Origin of the sequence: Exiguobacterium sp. s138, from assembly GCF_018618775.1 — a bacterium.
In the GTDB taxonomy this organism is placed as follows: Bacteria; Bacillota; Bacilli; order Exiguobacteriales; family Exiguobacteriaceae; genus Exiguobacterium_A; species Exiguobacterium_A artemiae.
Genome location: NZ_JACSMW010000001.1, coordinates 464,345 through 480,487 on the forward strand (window position 1 = coordinate 464,345; position 16,143 = coordinate 480,487).

Genomic DNA, 16,143 nt, shown 5'->3' on the forward strand with positions numbered 1-16,143 from the left:
GTGGGGATTTTACTTTGACATACGGATTAACCGGCGAGTCGTTCTGATTGAGTCTCACGTCGTGAACGCAAACGTTCGATGACTTCAAACCCGAGGACAAGCATCGTGCCGATCAGTAGGCCGTTACTGAAGAACGGACGTAACGTCAGCGGCAGGATTTCCGCAAGCACCGTCGATTGCAGAAGGATGCTGATTCCGATGACGGCGCAAATCGCAAACGCATGTTTACGACGGCTCGTCGTCATACTGCTTTCAGCGGACTGCCAGGCAATGAGGAACATGTGCGGTAATGTCGCAAGCAATGCCGCACTGGCAACGCTGCGCGGCAACGTCGCGATGATGCCGATGATGTTCGGGAAAAACCCGACCAGAGCGATGACAAGTGAGGCAATCAAAAACGGACGGCGTTCCTTACTTCCCGTCTGAGCGATGAAACCACTTGTGATTGGCAACGGGACCGGAACGAGCGTCGAGAACGTCGCCGCGATCAAGTGAATGATCCCTTCGACCGTCAGCCCCTGATTCAAGACCCCTTTCTTCTGAATCGTCGCTTCGACGGCGCTTAACGCGGCAATTAAGTTGACGATCAAAAGAATCGCAAACGGAATCGCAACCAAAAACGCACTGCCGTCAAATTGCGGCATCCCGAACGGTAAAGCGGTCGGAAAGGCGAAGACACCGGACGCTTCCGGCAGCGACGGACGGCTGACCAGCCAGCCGACGACAATACCGATCATCAAAGCGAATGGCCGTAAACGCGTCGGACCGAATTGACTGAGTCCGAGCACAAGCAGGAATGTCAGAATGCCGGCGAGTCGTGTCGCTTCAACGGCAAGCACTGCTCCGAGCATGACGCCGGTCAGTTGAATACATAATAAAAGCAAAAACGTTCCGCTGACGAGCGGCGTAAAGACCGGTAATAAGAAGCGCGTCCAACCCGTCAATCCGAGGAAAATCAGGACAACGCCGGCGATGACGACAGCGGCCATCGCAATCGTGAAGGCCGTCTTTGAATCGACCGGCAACGCGGCGATGACAACAAAAATACTGACCCATGAACCGGCCGGACCGGACACGATTGGTAAGCGGTGACCGAAGACACCATGGAGAAAACAGGCAATCCCGCCGACGAAGAAGGACCGTTGCACAAGTGCGGCCGTCTCAACACTTGAGAGGTCGAACAGACTGGCAACGACGATGGGCAAGGCAATCGTATTGGCTAATAAGAAAATGATCCACTGGACCGTGGATGTCGTACGTTTCACAAAAATCGTCTCCTTTTAAAAATCGCTGATTTCAGCATCATATCATATGATTGATGTTATGATTCATACATATTTATGACTGAAAACATATGAAAGAGATGATGAAGATGGATTTACGTCAATATCGTTATTTTTGCGCGGTCGTCGAAGAACAATCCGTCACGCGGGCGGCGGAAAGACTGCGGATGGCACAGCCTGCTTTGACCCAGCAAATTCGAAAGATGGAAGAGTTGCTTGGTGTACGGCTGATTGAACGGGCGGGACGCGGCATCCGAATCACGGCCAGCGGTGAGCGGTTGTATGAACGGGCCGTCTCCTTGTTGCGGTACGAAGCGGAAACGCGGATTGAAGTCAGTGACATCAAGGAAGGGCGGACCGGCATCTTACGGATCGGGGTCAATACGTTGTCCGCCGGTCGATTGACGGGATGGGTACAAGAGATGAAACGACGCCATCCCCGGATCACGCTGCAAATTCATCAGGGCGAGTCCGCGGCCTTGATTGATCGTTTGAAGGATCATGCGATCGACGTGGCACTCGTCCGGCTGCCGATTGAGGCACAAGGTGTCACGATCGAATGGATGGAAGAGGAACCGTTTTACCGAGTCCATCATCCCGATTTCCCGGATGCTGATGTCATCATTCCGAGTCAGGAAGGACTTGGTGTCTTTCAAACGCTCAGCCAGCAGTTTGGGGTCGTCTCACAGGAAACCTGTTCCGACGTCTTGACTTTGATTGGACTTGTCCGCAGTGGACAGGCGGTGACACTGTTACCGGAAAGTACGCTCCGCGAGCTCGACATGACGGGACTGGTGCGGGAACGGTTACCGGACGCGACGAGTACGACGGCTCTTGTCTGGTTGACGGAAGACGGTCAATCGGCGCTGACCCAACAATGGGTCTCGATTGTCCACGAGTAAGAACGAATTGTTAAAAAAGGGATTTTATAGGATACTAGAATAAGAAACAGGAAGGTAAGGGGGAGGATGAAATGAAGACGATTCGCGGAAAGTACGGCGAAGCGAAGATTTTTACACACAATGTCGATGACATGACGATTGAGCAGGTGACGGGGATGCTGAACGAAAACATTGCTGTCGGCGGCAATGTCCGCATCATGCCCGATTGTCACGCCGGCAAGGGCTCGGTCATCGGCACGACGATGCGGATTCACGATAAAGTGGTTCCGAATCTCGTTGGTGTCGACATTGGCTGCGGCATGTTATGTACACAAATCAATCGTGAAGGAACAGCCGGCGTTGAGTATGAGAAGTTGGATGCTGCGATTCAGGAACTGGTTCCGAGCGGCATGTCCGTCCGCAATCAGCCGCACCGCTTGTCGGAACAGATTCCGTTTGATCAAGTATTGGCACCGTTTAACGAAACGCGGGCCCGGTTATCGATCGGCACGTTAGGCGGAGGAAACCACTTCATCGAGCTGAATACGGACGAGGAAGACAATCTGTATCTCGTCATTCATTCCGGCAGCCGGAACCTCGGGAAAACGATTGCCGAGCATTATCAAAAGCTGGCGGAAAGCGCACAATTCACGGTTGATACAGAAACAATCGTTGCCTCGCTGAAAGATCAGGGACGGGAGCAGGACATTCAAACCACGTTAGTTGAGCTGAAGAGCCAATTTAATGAAACGAATAAAGATTTAGCCTACGTCTCAGGCCCTGATATGGACAACTACCTGCATGACTTAAAAATTGCTCAAAAATACGCAGCACTGAACCGTCAAGCGATGACGGAGGTCATCCTGGAAGCAATGGGCTGGTCAGCAACCGATCAATTCGATACGATTCACAACTATATCGATCTCGAGCAGATGATTCTGCGGAAAGGGGCGATTTCCGCACAGGCCGGTGAGATAGCAATCATTCCGATGAACATGCGGGACGGTTCATTGATTGTGAAAGGAAAAGGCAATCCGGACTGGAACTATTCCGCACCACACGGGGCAGGGCGGATTATGTCCCGCTCGAAAGCCTTTAAATCAGTAGACTTGAAGGAATTTGAGGAGACGATGCAGGACGTCTGGTCGAGTTCGGTCGTCGAATCGACACGCGATGAGTCGCCGTTTGTCTATAAGCCGATGGAGGAAATCATCCGGAACACAGAGGACACGGTCGAGTTACTCCAAGTCATTAGACCACTTTATAACTTTAAGGCAAAATGATGGGCGAAAATCCGGCGTCCTGCTCACTGACAGATGAACTGGTGGCTGTCTTGATCGCCACTACCTGTCGTGAAGCCAGCTGTTAAGAGAACGGACTGCGAGGCCCGGTTGTCGGGTGCGGTATAGGCACAAACCTGTTTGACTTGCATGTCCTGCAGTCCAAACCGGGTAACCGTTTTGACAGCTTCCGTCATGTAGCCGTGGCCGCGGAAGTCCGCTTTGAGTACATAACCAATTTCGGCGATGTTGTTTTGGTAGCCTCTGCAAAAACAGCAATTGCCGATGAATTCGCCGGTCGATTTTAAATAAAGCCCCCATGTGATACCATCGCCGTTGAGGTAATCAAGAGCAATTTGACTCAAGATCCGGACGACGTCATGGCTATTTTCTGCCGGTTGCCCGTCATAGACCGTAATTTCAACCATTTGGTTCGCTTCGCTTAAGCGGATTTCCCTTAACAGGAGCCGTTCGCTCGTCAGTTCAGGAAAGACGTCAAAATAGTATTTTTCTTTCACGCGGCATGTCTCCTTTTTATTTACTTCTTATTTCAAGTGTACGTTATTCGATTGGAACCGGAAACATTCATCAGAACGAAAAATCCGTTTATTCATTCAGGAGGAGTTTACATGCAAAAGAAAGCCTTAGTCGTCATTGATATTCAAAATGACATGACAAAAAACTACAAAGAAGTCATTGGGACGATCAATCAGTCAATCGATTGGGCGGTTCAACAGGACATGCATGTGGTCTACATCCGGCACGAGAATTTATCGGCCGGAACCAGAACGTTTAAGACCGGAACACGCGGTGCCGAGTTGGCACCTGATTTAAAGATCGTGTCGGATCACATTTTCACGAAATATAAGGGGAACGCCTTAACAAGTGAAGCCTTCGCAGCATTCATTGCGCAACATGACATCAACGACTTTTATCTGATTGGCGGCGATGCGACAGCTTGTGTCAAATCGACCTGCTTTAATTTACGTAAACTGGAGTATGACGTGACGGTGATCACAGACGGCATCACGAGTTACGACAAAAAGAAACTTCCAGAGATGGTCGAATATTACGCAAAAAAGGGCAGTCATATCGTTCAGTTGAATGATTTAATTTCTGTTAATTAACGATGTTGAAGGAGAATTTTAATATGAAAAACATAATCAAAGGACTAATGACTTTGTCCATGGTCTTTGTTCTATTATTGACGAGTTATCCGTCAAACAAAGCCGAGGCAAAAACCAAAAAAGAAACACAACATGACACCTTTAAAAAGTTAAAAATGAATGCCTCGATGACCAGTGTTGCGAAAGTCATTTATGGCAAAAACTATAAAAAACACCTGTGTGACCGCCCGGAAGATGAGGTGAAAGTTAATCTTTTGTGCAGTGGTGAATTGAACGATTCCAACACATACGATAAAAGCGGAAAGCTGAAATATTTGAAGTATGAGTTCTATCTGTACCCAGATACAAAGGTATCGAATGAATCGGACGATCCGGATGAAGTGACGTTCCAAACCGTCCGCATGTTGCTCGTATTTAAATCAAAAGAACACAGTAAGCAGTTAAAACTCGTCGAAAAACATTGGTTTGACTCATCTGCTGTCAATTCCAAACGTGTCTATAATGATCAAAAGATTAAAAAAGGGATGACGAAAAAACAGTTGGATGGCGTGCTGACGGGAACAGGGATTGGGAAATATGAGAGAGTCGCGTATATCGACTATTCAAAAGTCGGAAAGCAAGCCGGTAAAAAACAGCCTGTTTTTCCAAAAGCGTACAAGACGTATTCGTATTCTGTCTTGAACCAGAAAGAGAATGTCCTCTATTACTTCGAAACGAAGTACAGTCGAACGAAAAAAGAGTACGTGGTTTCGTATGTCGATACGTGGACGGAAGACAATAAATGAAAAACGAGAGAACTCCCAAAGATAAGGAGTTCTCTCGTTTTTTTGCCTGTATTCAAATATTCTTTAAAGGGAATGGAATAATCAACGAATTGTTTTTAAAGCGCCAGCCCAAGGGATGACTTGATCAAGCATTTGATTAACGGAATCTGCTTGAACCGGTGCCGCTTTTAACACGGCTCCATTCTCAAAGTCAGTGAACAGCGAGAGGGCAGGGTGGACCCGGACGTCAGCGATCAATAATTCGCCTAAAATACCGCGTAAATGTTCTGCTGCGCGTGCGCCGCCGACTGAACCGTAGGAGACGATACCGGCTGCTTTGTTGTTCCACTCGACACGGAGATAATCGAGGGCATTTTTCAATGAAGCGGCAATCGAGTGGTTGTATTCCTGTGTGATGAACACAAATCCATCTTGAGCGGCAATCGCTTCAGACCATGCAGCTGCACCGGATGCATCGCCGTCCTTTTCGCCGAGCAGCGGCAATTTGTAGTCGGCGATGTCAATGATCGTATAGTTGGCGTCTCCGCGGTTGTCCGCCAGCTCTTTCACCCAGTTCCCGACCTGTGGGCTTAAGCGACCTTCACGTGTTGATCCCAAGATAATTCCGATGTTTAATTTTGTCATGTTCGTTTCCTCCTCTTGTTGTGGTGTTTTCTTCGAACCAAATAAATTCTTGAACATACTCAATTTAATCCCTCCGGATCATAAATATTCTTTTTCGATCTTGCGTGTACTGCGGACGGTATCGATCGGGCGGACCATTTGTTCGATTTGTTGACGTTGCGATTCGAGGAACGGTGGTAACGATAATTTCTCTCCGACTGTTTCATACGGCTCATCACCCAAGAAACCGGGACCATCTGTTGCCCATTCGAACAGGACGCCGCGTGCGACACGTGCATACAACGATTCGAAGAAGAAACGATCGACGTAGCCTGATGTGTTGAATTGTAAGTTGTGCATCCGTTCGATCCATTCATTTAAAGCGGCTGTATCTTCCACCCGGAACGCCACGTGATGGACGGTTCCGAATCCTTGGCGTCCGCTCGGAAGGAGGAGGTTATGTTCGACGACGACCTGTGCTCCGTTACCGCCTTGACCCATTTCAAACAAATGCAGTGATCCTGCTTGATCAATTTCTCGCATCAGCATCGCTTTTTCTAAGACTTCTTTTAACCGGTCAAATTCGGCAATCCGGATGTGGATTGGACCTAAGCCGGTGATGGCGAATTCTAATGGAACCGGACCGTTTTGCCACGGAGTTCCGGAGGCAATGCCTTCGTTATGCTCGTCTGAAATCAGCATATACTGCTGGTCATCGAAATCGACGAACGAGAGGGTCTTCTTACCGAACTGTTCTTTAATGCCACGATGCTTCACATCGTATTTATCAAATCGTTTGATCCAGTAGTGGAGTGCTTCGTCCGTCGGCACGCGGAAAGCGGTTTTAAAGATTTCATTTGTTCCGTGTGTTCCTTTTGGAATGCCCGGGAAGTCGAAGAACGTCATATCGGTACCGGCTGATCCTTTATCGTCAGCGAAGAATAAATGATAGGTCTGAATATCGTCCTGGTTAACAGTTTTCTTGACCAAACGCATGCCTAAGACGTTTGTGAAGAACTCATAGTTTTTCTCGGCACTGCTTGTGATGGCCGTGACGTGGTGGATTCCTTTTAATTCATTCATCTAAATCGCTCCCTTAATCGTTATTATCTCGAATTCGAGATATATAGGTAAAAAAATTTAATTATTTTGGGCTTGGTAGCCTATTTTTTTAGCAGTCTTAATGAACAATTCAATTTCCGCCTGGTCAATCCCTTGGAAAACCTGATTAATGGCTTGTTCATGTTCCGGAAAAATCGTATCCATTAACGTTTGACCTTCTGTGGTGAGTTCCGCAAATGTCACGCGCCGATCCTCCGGACAGGCTTGGCGGACGACGTAGTTCTTTTTTTCGAGCTTATCGATGACATAGGTGATGCTGCCGCTGGTAATCAATACTTTTTTCCCAATCAGCTGAATCGGTTGCCTTCCTTTGTGATACAACAACTCGAGTACGGAAAAATCAGTCGGATTTAGTCCGGACTTCGCAACATCCTGTTTGATGACTTCATGAAGCGCGTCGACTGCGCGAACCATGACTGTCAGTGCTTTTAAGTTCGGATTCGGCTGTTCCATTTCGTTCACCTCTTTTTATCTTCAATTCATATATCTTTAATTCGAGATAAATATACCATCTGTTTTTTATGGCGTCAATTGTTTTGATTGGTTTCTGATTACAGATCTAGACAGCAGGACAAAAAGAGACAGCCCGTTGAGTGCGGACTGCCTTTAAAAGGGATGAATACATCACCAGTTCAGTTTATTTAAAAACGCAAGAATGTCTTGATTGACTGCGTTCATATCTTTTCCTAACGTCATTAAATGTTTTGAATTCGCAAATCCTTTAATCGTTTTTTGATCCGAAGCTACGCTTTCGAAAATCGTTTCGGCACTCGTCTTGTATGAGGGATCATCCAATTCCCCATACAGGACGCAAACAGGAGAGACGATCGAGGTTAAATGGTCCCGCGTCCGGTTAATGAGTTGTTCGAAGTCAGTCAGCGATTCAAAAGGAAGGTGATCCAGTTCAGCCATTTCAGAGGCAATCTGCTGATCCTCTTTTCCTTCGAGTTGTTTATAGCGCTTGGCATAATAAACGATTCGTTTCTTTAGGACGGCTGCTTCCTTATCCATCGGTACGGACAGGGTGACTACCCCGTTGCTCTGCAACTCCTGTGCCGTTTTTAACTAAATTTAGCGAGAATTCTCCCATCTCTAAGCGTCTCAGGGCGAAGCCCAGCATAGGTGGGAGATGAATCGGCCTGTTTTTCAATATTGAGATTGTTTGATAAAATCAGTGTAACGAATCAAAAGGAAAGGTGTGATTGCGTTGCTGAAGGCGTACAAGTTTCGACTCTATCCGACGAAACCCCAACAAGAATATTTCGTGAAGACGTTCGGTTGTGTCCGTTTCGTTTACAATAAGATGCTCGAAGAGCGGATCCGATTGTATGAAGATTCGAAACTGAACCCTAACGCGAAACAGAAGCTCCCAACCCCGGCGAAGTATAAGCCCGAATTCCCTTTCCTCAAAGAAGTCGACAGCCTGTCTCTGTCGAACGCTCAGATGGACTTGAACAAAGCGTATAACAACTTTTTTCGAGATCCGTCTGTCGGGTTTCCGAAGTTCAAATCGAAGCACAACGCCCGTGCCTCTTACACGACAAATAATCTGAAGGGGAGCATACGCATCGAAGATCGTAAGGTGAAGCTTCCTAAAATCGGTTTTGTGAAGTTGAAGCAACATCGTTCGTTCGATGGTGTGATCAAGTCCGCTACGGTCTCGATGACGAAGACCTCAAAATTCTTCATCTCCATTCTTGTCGATCAATCCGAAGAGCAATGGGTTCCCGCTAAGAATAAAGTAGGAATTGATCTTGGTCTGGAACACTTCGCCATCATGACAAACGACGAGTGGACTTCTGAGAAAGTTGAAAATCCTCGTTTCCTTCGAAAGTCCGAAGAGAAGATCAAGAGGGCACAACGTGCCCTGTCCCGCAAAAAAAGGGGGAGTAAGAACCGAGACAAGGCGAGGATCATCCTCGCCAAGAAGCATGAGAAGATTGTAAATCAACGTCAAGATTTTCTTCATAAGCTGTCGAAACGGATGGTTGACGATAACCAAGTCATCGTCGTCGAGACATTGAAGTCCAAGAACATGATGAAGAACCATACGATCGCCAAATCGATCGGAGACGTCAGTTGGTATGAGTTCGTTCGGCAATTGGCATATAAATGCACATTCTACGGACGAACACTGATCAAAGCGGACCAATGGTACGCCTCAACGCAAATCTGTTCTTCTTGTGGAACGAAAGGCGAGAAGAAAACGTTGGATGTGCGCGAGTGGAAATGCCCTTGCGGGGCGCATCATGATCGAGATATCAACGCAAGTATCAACTTGTTGCTGTTAGCAGACTGAGAACCCTTCAGGGTGGGAACCACCCGATGAGCTTGGTCAATAATCGTAGCTCGTAAAAGTACGGTCTTCCCAAGAAGCTCCCACTTCAATTTGCGAAGCAAATAAGTGGTGAGTAGTTCACAGCAAGAACACCACCCAGTGAGAGGCCGACAACTGCTATTTGTTCAAATCCTTTGTCTTGCAACAGCTGATAACCGTCGAGAACATCCTGCGACCAGTCGGCTGGTCCGTAGTTCAGAAGTTCTTCTGCCGGTAAAACGTGTCCACTCAGTGTCGGAGCATAGCAGGAGTAATGATTTTGTTGCAGGTAGCGGCTAAGCTTTTTCATGTCGTTCGGATTGCTGGTGAAAGAGTGTAAAAGCAGAACAGCTCGTTCACCGCCTTCGTAATAAAAGGGCTTCGGGGGTAATAATTTCATGAAAAGAAATGCCTCGTGTCATCTTTTTTCTCGTATTCACTTCAAGTGATTTTCAATCAAGAAATAGACCCTGTTTTTTGTCTCGAACGTTAGAAAATCCATTCCCCGGGCTCTTTCAGAAGCCGGTTCATCCGGAATTTCAGAAAAACCCTTCTCTTTTTGATCAATCCAGTTGCTTTGATCTTGTCTTAGAAGCTCGAATTCAGCTGCAGATTTTTGTGTCTTGATTTCCGCCCACATATCATTCAACAGGTTATCCCATTCTTTGTAATACTGTCCATAAAAACCGGTCTGTAAATCTTGTTCGTACAGCTTTTTTCCTTCAGCAAGTATCTTTTCATCAAGAGCATCTGCTCTTTGCAAGTACTTTGTTTTTTCCGTCGGCTCCATATTACTTTCATCATTTTGTTCTTGTTCTTCTTCTTGAAGTGTAGACTCATTTTCCTCTTGTCGTGCCGCTTCTTCCTCTTTGGCAAGTTGCTCCTCTTTTGCTTGCTGTTTCCTCTTTTCTTTCTCATCTCGAATCGCTTGTTTTTTCATTTCTTCAGAGATGCTGTCCACTCGAATCAATACGCTTTTTGTATCACGTCCGTTTGAGTTTCTCAGCAACGAAATTTTATCATCGTTCTCGAAGTGACCTTCAAACAAAAATTCATTTGATCCGTTTTCTGGATTAATTACATCAAAGATAAACGAATCGTCTTCGGTTTCAGTTATGATGTAATCAGCCGTTCGCGGATCTTCATCACCTGTGCGGATGGTATATCTCTCTTTACTTACTTCAATGTAAGACAGCGTTTTATTTTCGGATACTACTTTCCAGCTGCCAATCATATTATTTTCAGCTGAATCGTTGCAAGCTGCCAAAAGAAGGGCAGTGAGCATCATTCCAAACAAAGAGATTATTTTTTTTAAAGACATAATTGTTTCCTCCATTTAGTACATATAGATTTGTTCGGTCGCTATATTCATTTTTTTATAGAAATTTTTCCATATTTTTTCATTTATTTTGATTTTTAACTTATCGATTTCGAACAATACAGTGTTTTATCGCAAATTCTTAGAAATCAGGGGTGGAGCGGAGCAAAGTCTTTTTGTGAAAAATACAGTAACGGTGGAGCGTAAAGTAAAAGGGGCTTTTGTCTGCAATATTCAAATAGACCGGATTGAACTGAATAACCAATGTGGAGGGGGAGAAAACGTGCAGATTTCTACACGACTTGGCACCGATGAAGCCCGCTATATTATTAATCAAACAAGTAGACTGCATGGATTATCCAATTTAATGTTGAAAATAAAGACTGATATGCATATCAGGAGAGGCGGACAATGGTAAAATATATCGCGAGAGAGCGATTTTTACCGGCCCTGAAGCCGATATACCTGTTGACTGAAGAAACTTTACACAGCCTTTCTCCTTTTATAACGAGCAGGGCGTTTCAAACTCTTAAAAAAAACGAACCAAGTCTCGATTTGCACGTTGGTTCGTCAAACTTATGAAGATATATTCAGGTTCTATTTCTCTACAGAAGTTATCTCATCCACCGACCAACCCCATGTATTTTTCTTTTTATTAAACCTCATTTTTTTTACAAACTTGATTAAATCTTCATCTTCCAACTTATGTTGATCTACCAAGATTGGAGAAATGAAAACATCATTGACAAAAGCAAATGCATTCTCATTATTTTTTTCTATATATCCGACGTCGGATTGAATGAAGTTCGAACGAAAGTCTTCGTCACCTTGTGTAACTTCATGTATCGAATAAAAATTCGGTCTACTGTGATGTTTGAACAGTTTTACCTTAAATATTTCGTCACCTTTCCAATTATGATTCCCTTCAATTGAATCACTGTGGAAGTAACCGCTTCTCACGGATTTGTTGTTCAACAGGAAGTTAAAATTGACAATGCTTTTCTCTTCGTTGACGGAGGTGACAAATATATCGGTAAGCGGGAGTGTTCGATAAAGAATGTCTTTCGCTTTTTGCGCATAATCAGCTAGTTGTTCTCTTGTGTCAACGTTCTCTGTTTCCTTGTACCAATTCTCTTTTTTCCAACCTTCTAGTTTTGGTGAAACGCTCTTCCGGTTTGCTTGTTGAGATTTGATTAACGTATCTAGCTCTCGCTTAGCATGCGAATACATCTCACGTTGTACCAATAACGGGATGATTTTTTCTTGCAGTCCCACAATCATTTCCGGTTTTGTCTTGCAAAGTAAACCTGCACATAGGCAGTTAAACCGATCTTCCTCTTCAACTAGTTCACTTATAAGATTCCATACCCAAAACTCATTACTTTTTGTTCTTCCGAAGGAAGAAATGACGCTCAACGCCTCTTCTTTTCGATTCAATTTTAATAACAATCGTCCTTGGTGATAAGGGAGCCAAACAAACGAAGTATTTGCAGCAATGCTTCTCTCCAAAACAGATAAGAAAGTGGTAACGCGTTGCTCTGTCACAATTTGAATGTCCATTTTTAATATTCTTTTTGAATAATGATTTAATACTGATTCCTTCAAAGGTGGTATTTTTTTTTGATCTCCATCTTCAGTCTGAAAATGAGTTTCTCTCGCATCACTTGAATCGAACCAATCAAATCCGATAGTATCCATAAACTTGAGGTAGTTATAATCATTTAAATGACTCATCATGTCTTTGATAAGTGAACGCATGGCAGAACGTGCATTCGGATCATATCTTGTCTCAATAAAATTAGAGTCATTTCTATAAAATCTTAAAAACTCAGGAAGTACTTTATCGGCGTATGAATCATCTTTTGAGATGACTCTCCGAATAGACCATAATATAGAATCTACCAATGTTCTTTTTATGTCGTTTGCTGGCCATCTATTCAATGTAATGGTCGCATTATCGTTCAATATTCTGAAATTATTAAGATATCGATCAATCTCATTCTCAGAGATTTTCAGAAAATCATACATGATCCACCCAAACGTGATTAAAGTATCATCATCATTTGGATTATTCCTTAAGGTAGGCAAAATTTTTACATATGCCTCTTTAAACTTATTTGCTTTTCTTAGGTGTTTTGCTTCTTCGACCGGATCGGGGTCTAGGTTGCCACCATTTAAGCGAACTTTTTCAGATATGGCTCTTAAATCATCAAAAATCTGTTTAATCTCGCTATCTTCCTTCTTTAGCTTTAACTGCGCGATAAAGTCATTTTGACTAACTCGTCGTTCCGTAAAATCTAATAACAACTTATATTTCACGAAGCGAGTTTTCGTAATTTGATACAAATCATCTTTATAATCTTTTGTCGTATACATTCTATCCCTCCATTACGTTAACGTATATCTTTTTTGAATGAGTTCCACTACCTGTTTATAGAGATCTGCATCTCCATCTAAATAATCGAATGTACTCACCATTCCTTTCCCGTTGTAATATGTTTGGACTTCCACATATTCTTGATGGTTATGGAAGTGTAAAATCAGTTTCCAATCCTGAGCGTCAATCACACGCAATTGAATGTCAGCACGCTGAAGGTATTGACTCAGTTCTTCAAAGATGGGGCTCATGACTCCAAGATCGTTTACCAAATCCTGATCTCCAGAAGCTAAAAGTGAAAGTAACTTCTCATATCCTGCTGCACTCCCTGATTTGAATTTTGGGCTTCGGATCTCTCTCTTCCCTGTGTAGTTAAAGTGCACTTCAACGTCTTCTGAATCTATGTTTAAAGTGACCATTTCCAGATATGGTCTTGAGACGATTGTTTTGACTGCACCTACACCAGACAATCGTTCGTTTATATATGTTCTTAAATGTTCCGCTGGCAGGAGTTGATCGTCTGCAAAGGAAAAAATGTTCTTAGGTTTCTTCTTATAACTTGTAACTTCTGGAGCGTCCGAGAAGTTGATCTTCATGAATGGCGAGATAGGTTTCCAATTGATTAAGTACACCTTGTTCAAAGCTGTCGAGATTCCCGTATAGAGCCATCTGAAATATTCTTTATTCGTCCGTCCTCGATTCTCCTCGTCTGTAATAAAGAACACCTCATTAAATGTATAAACCATGGCTTTATTTACTGTCATAGCCCATCCAAATTTTACCTTCGCTGCGTTTAAAATTTTGAAATATTCAAAGTCGGGATCATTTAACTCTTTTAGGATGCGGTGTCGATATGCTTTTTCAAAGCTAGTTAATTTTCGACTATCTGATGAATCTCGATAAAGTATTTTTCCAGCGCGCTCGATTTTTGCGTATGTTTCAGGTTGTCTAATCATTTCCTCAAACTCAGGACTTTTTGAAAAGGGCGACTTTTCTTGTGCGTTTGCTTCTAGTTTTGCCAAGACCCTGTGGTATGCGATTTGTTCATTTAGCTCAAGCTCATTTTTATCGGCATTTAAAAAATTCTCAAACACAAACGTTTCAATCACGATTCCATTTCTAAGCCTAATAACACAAGGAACAAAGCGTAAGACGATATTTTTGTCGTCCACCATTTCGTTTTTTTCTATCGTTTCTGAATAAGAAATTCGTAATACTTCTCCAAACATGCCGTTATGTACCTGTCTGACTTCTGAAAAGACAAAATGCTCATTTTGAGATACACCACTATCATCATGTGTTTCTTGTTCAGCAAGAGAAGGGGAGTTGAAAATCAGCAAATCTCCCGGTCCAATTTTTGCCCCGTTTTTAAGGAAGTGTTGTTTAATCCACTGATTAATCTTCATCGCTACTTTATTCGTATACACTATTATCTTTTTTTCATGCGGATGTTGAAACGCTGCTTCCATCACTTTTGCCTTATTTTCCACTTCATTTACAGACATCTCGTTATGCGATGATAGGACCAAGCTATTGAATTGATCTTGTTTAATCTGAGATGAAATTTGATTACAAGCCTCAATGATCTCATTTCCGGTTTTATTGTCAGGCAATTCAATGTGAGCTATATCTGAAATAAGATCTCGTTGTTTTAAAAGGGCTTGAAGGTAATTCACTTGTAGTGCGTCTTCCATATCTGATCCAAAACTCAGTTTGTTCACATCACCTACAAAAATAATCTTTGTATCTGGGTGACCTTCTAAATTGACATGATCCAACACATCATTTAATAGGTGACCAGAACCATATTGGATATCATCGGAATGAAGCTTCGAATTTGTGATCAATTGACTGTCATCAATGATGTATAGAATCTTGTCTTGTACAGCAATCTCAGCTCCATTTGAATTGTCTTCTGTGGAGAGGGGACGAGATATTTTCAAAGGAATAACTTTTTTATAATTTTCGTCCCTGTCTTCTGTACGAAAATCAAATATTGAACTGAATAAAGATTCAACCTCTTCTAGGTTCGGATGGCTTTGTAGCATCTTTTGTTTCAACCGATTCGAGTAAGCTAAGACTGGGACATGTGTATAATTTGCATCGAATGCCAAGTCGCGTATATGTGGGATCAACGCCGTCTTTCCACTTTTCGTATTTCCTGTCACAGTCATGATTTTCTGATCAGAACATAAAAAGTCATGTATTTCCTTCATTTGATGCTTTCGATCATTCGAGGTTTGCAGTTTAGGTTCTGATATCACTACGTCTATGGCCTCGTTAAAGTTATACGAATTGGCTTGAAATACGGTTTGAGTAAACACACGTTTAGCCGAATCTGATAAATAGTTCAAATTCCTATGACCCATCACATCAAGAATGTCAACGATTTTATTGAGATAATTGTTTGGATCAGCGATTGAGAACCCTAATTGGAATTGGTGTGGGATTTCACCAATCGTTTCGATCGCATCTTGAAAACATACCATCGTCGAGACTGTACTTTTATCAAACGATTGGATTCGGGACTGTAGCTCTTGAATCAATCGAGCGCGCTGTCTTTGTAACTGAGCGTAAGGATTGGGAGCACTGCCACCTTTAACGGTAACATCTTTATTTAGCACCCATCTGCCATATTTGAAGTTCAAAGGAGAGGGGAGGTTCAACACTCCTCTATAGTTTTTGAAGTCAATTACAATCATTTGATTCTGAGTGAGCAGCAGACAGTCAATTTGTAAACCCTCTTTTGTCACACACTCCGGCATGCCAATCAACATGCCGTGCCAAGATTTTCGCTCAAACAATTCAAAAAGTTCAGCGGAGATTTTTCTGAAAAACTCATTTTCATAGGTCTTGACTGATTTTCCTTTTAAAATTTCTAACACGTTTCTTCCTCCTTTAAGGTGATTTTCGTCGAATTTAAAGCCAAACTGAAGAGGCAACCCTCTCTGTAACATTTATATTCCATCGTTTTACCATGCGTTCACTCATTCAATCTCCTCTAAGTCATGAGATGGTTTTAACAGCAATTTTGAATCCCAACAAATATA

The 16,143-nt window shown here is 43.4% G+C and carries 15 protein-coding genes; 5 read left to right on the forward strand and 10 right to left on the reverse strand.

The window, feature by feature from the left end; all coding sequences use genetic code 11:
* Positions 1–26 precede the first annotated feature (26 nt).
* Complete coding sequence (locus tag KNP91_RS02365) at positions 27–1,265, reverse strand: purine/pyrimidine permease (RefSeq protein WP_214848405.1); 1,239 nt, start codon at positions 1,263–1,265, stop codon at positions 27–29.
* A 107-nt stretch (positions 1,266–1,372) separates the two neighbouring features.
* Here KNP91_RS02365 and KNP91_RS02370 point away from each other — a divergent pair, with 107 nt between their 5' ends.
* Both KNP91_RS02370 and KNP91_RS02375 read left to right on the forward strand, forming a co-directional pair.
* Positions 1,373–2,185 carry a LysR family transcriptional regulator gene (locus KNP91_RS02370; protein ID WP_026833362.1) on the forward strand — a complete coding sequence of 271 codons (813 nt, stop codon included), beginning with the start codon at positions 1,373–1,375 and terminating at the stop codon, positions 2,183–2,185.
* A 71-nt stretch (positions 2,186–2,256) separates the two neighbouring features.
* Positions 2,257–3,447: an RtcB family protein gene (locus KNP91_RS02375; protein WP_214848408.1), complete on the forward strand. Its 1,191-nt coding sequence runs from the start codon at positions 2,257–2,259 to the stop codon at positions 3,445–3,447.
* A 23-nt stretch (positions 3,448–3,470) separates the two neighbouring features.
* Here KNP91_RS02375 and KNP91_RS02380 read toward each other — a convergent pair whose 3' ends face one another.
* Positions 3,471–3,962, reverse strand: a complete 492-nt coding sequence (locus KNP91_RS02380; protein ID WP_214848410.1) for a GNAT family N-acetyltransferase — start codon at positions 3,960–3,962, stop codon at positions 3,471–3,473.
* A gap of 111 nt (positions 3,963–4,073) precedes the next feature.
* Between KNP91_RS02380 and KNP91_RS02385 the strand changes: the two genes are divergently transcribed.
* On the forward strand, positions 4,074–4,571 hold the full coding sequence (locus KNP91_RS02385; protein WP_214848413.1) for a cysteine hydrolase family protein: 498 nt from the start codon (positions 4,074–4,076) through the stop codon (positions 4,569–4,571).
* A gap of 23 nt (positions 4,572–4,594) precedes the next feature.
* Positions 4,595–5,356, forward strand: coding sequence for a hypothetical protein (locus KNP91_RS02390; RefSeq protein ID WP_214848416.1), 762 nt, complete (start codon positions 4,595–4,597; stop codon positions 5,354–5,356).
* A gap of 81 nt (positions 5,357–5,437) precedes the next feature.
* On the opposite strand, the gene KNP91_RS02395 is transcribed toward KNP91_RS02390, so the two are convergent.
* The 4 genes from KNP91_RS02395 to KNP91_RS02410 all read right to left on the reverse strand — a co-directional run bounded on the left by KNP91_RS02395 (position 5,438) and on the right by KNP91_RS02410 (position 8,128).
* Positions 5,438–5,980 (reverse strand): NADPH-dependent FMN reductase, encoded by a 543-nt coding sequence (locus tag KNP91_RS02395; RefSeq protein WP_251135838.1) that lies wholly within the window; start codon positions 5,978–5,980, stop codon positions 5,438–5,440.
* A gap of 78 nt (positions 5,981–6,058) precedes the next feature.
* Complete coding sequence (locus KNP91_RS02400; RefSeq protein ID WP_119922600.1) at positions 6,059–7,042, reverse strand: ring-cleaving dioxygenase; 984 nt, start codon at positions 7,040–7,042, stop codon at positions 6,059–6,061.
* 57 nt (positions 7,043–7,099) lie between these two features.
* Positions 7,100–7,534, reverse strand: a complete 435-nt coding sequence (locus KNP91_RS02405) for a MarR family winged helix-turn-helix transcriptional regulator (RefSeq protein ID WP_012370037.1) — start codon at positions 7,532–7,534, stop codon at positions 7,100–7,102.
* A 171-nt stretch (positions 7,535–7,705) separates the two neighbouring features.
* On the reverse strand, positions 7,706–8,128 hold the full coding sequence (locus KNP91_RS02410) for an alpha/beta hydrolase (protein ID WP_214848419.1): 423 nt from the start codon (positions 8,126–8,128) through the stop codon (positions 7,706–7,708).
* A 160-nt stretch (positions 8,129–8,288) separates the two neighbouring features.
* Here KNP91_RS02410 and tnpB point away from each other — a divergent pair, with 160 nt between their 5' ends.
* A complete protein-coding gene (gene tnpB / locus KNP91_RS02415; protein WP_214848422.1) occupies positions 8,289–9,380 on the forward strand; it encodes an IS200/IS605 family element RNA-guided endonuclease TnpB in 1,092 nt (363 codons plus the stop codon).
* Between the two features lie 85 nt (positions 9,381–9,465).
* Here tnpB and KNP91_RS02420 read toward each other — a convergent pair whose 3' ends face one another.
* From KNP91_RS02420 to KNP91_RS02435, 4 genes are all read right to left on the reverse strand, one after another.
* Positions 9,466–9,798 carry an alpha/beta hydrolase gene (locus KNP91_RS02420; RefSeq protein ID WP_214848424.1) on the reverse strand — a complete coding sequence of 111 codons (333 nt, stop codon included), beginning with the start codon at positions 9,796–9,798 and terminating at the stop codon, positions 9,466–9,468.
* 36 nt (positions 9,799–9,834) lie between these two features.
* Positions 9,835–10,719, reverse strand: a complete 885-nt coding sequence (locus KNP91_RS02425) for a lysozyme inhibitor LprI family protein (RefSeq protein WP_214848427.1) — start codon at positions 10,717–10,719, stop codon at positions 9,835–9,837.
* 594 nt (positions 10,720–11,313) lie between these two features.
* Complete coding sequence (locus tag KNP91_RS02430; protein WP_214848429.1) at positions 11,314–13,092, reverse strand: DUF7017 domain-containing protein; 1,779 nt, start codon at positions 13,090–13,092, stop codon at positions 11,314–11,316.
* 12 nt (positions 13,093–13,104) lie between these two features.
* On the reverse strand, positions 13,105–15,978 hold the full coding sequence (locus KNP91_RS02435) for an NERD domain-containing protein (protein WP_214848431.1): 2,874 nt from the start codon (positions 15,976–15,978) through the stop codon (positions 13,105–13,107).
* Positions 15,979–16,143: the final 165 nt, after the last annotated feature.

Bases quoted from the DNA above. Each gene is read 5' to 3' on its own strand.
- KNP91_RS02385 (WP_214848413.1), top strand. From the start codon at position 4,074: ATGCAAAAGAAAGCCTTAGTCGTCATTGATATTCAAAATGACATGACA.
- KNP91_RS02395 (WP_251135838.1), bottom strand. From the start codon at position 5,980: ATGACAAAATTAAACATCGGAATTATCTTGGGATCAACACGTGAAGGT.
- KNP91_RS02405 (WP_012370037.1), bottom strand. From the start codon at position 7,534: ATGGAACAGCCGAATCCGAACTTAAAAGCACTGACAGTCATGGTTCGC.
- KNP91_RS02425 (WP_214848427.1), bottom strand. From the start codon at position 10,719: ATGTCTTTAAAAAAAATAATCTCTTTGTTTGGAATGATGCTCACTGCC.
- KNP91_RS02430 (WP_214848429.1), bottom strand. From the start codon at position 13,092: ATGTATACGACAAAAGATTATAAAGATGATTTGTATCAAATTACGAAA.
- KNP91_RS02420 (WP_214848424.1), bottom strand. From the start codon at position 9,798: ATGAAATTATTACCCCCGAAGCCCTTTTATTACGAAGGCGGTGAACGA.
- KNP91_RS02375 (WP_214848408.1), top strand. From the start codon at position 2,257: ATGAAGACGATTCGCGGAAAGTACGGCGAAGCGAAGATTTTTACACAC.
- KNP91_RS02400 (WP_119922600.1), bottom strand. From the start codon at position 7,042: ATGAATGAATTAAAAGGAATCCACCACGTCACGGCCATCACAAGCAGT.
- KNP91_RS02390 (WP_214848416.1), top strand. From the start codon at position 4,595: ATGAAAAACATAATCAAAGGACTAATGACTTTGTCCATGGTCTTTGTT.
- KNP91_RS02370 (WP_026833362.1), top strand. From the start codon at position 1,373: ATGGATTTACGTCAATATCGTTATTTTTGCGCGGTCGTCGAAGAACAA.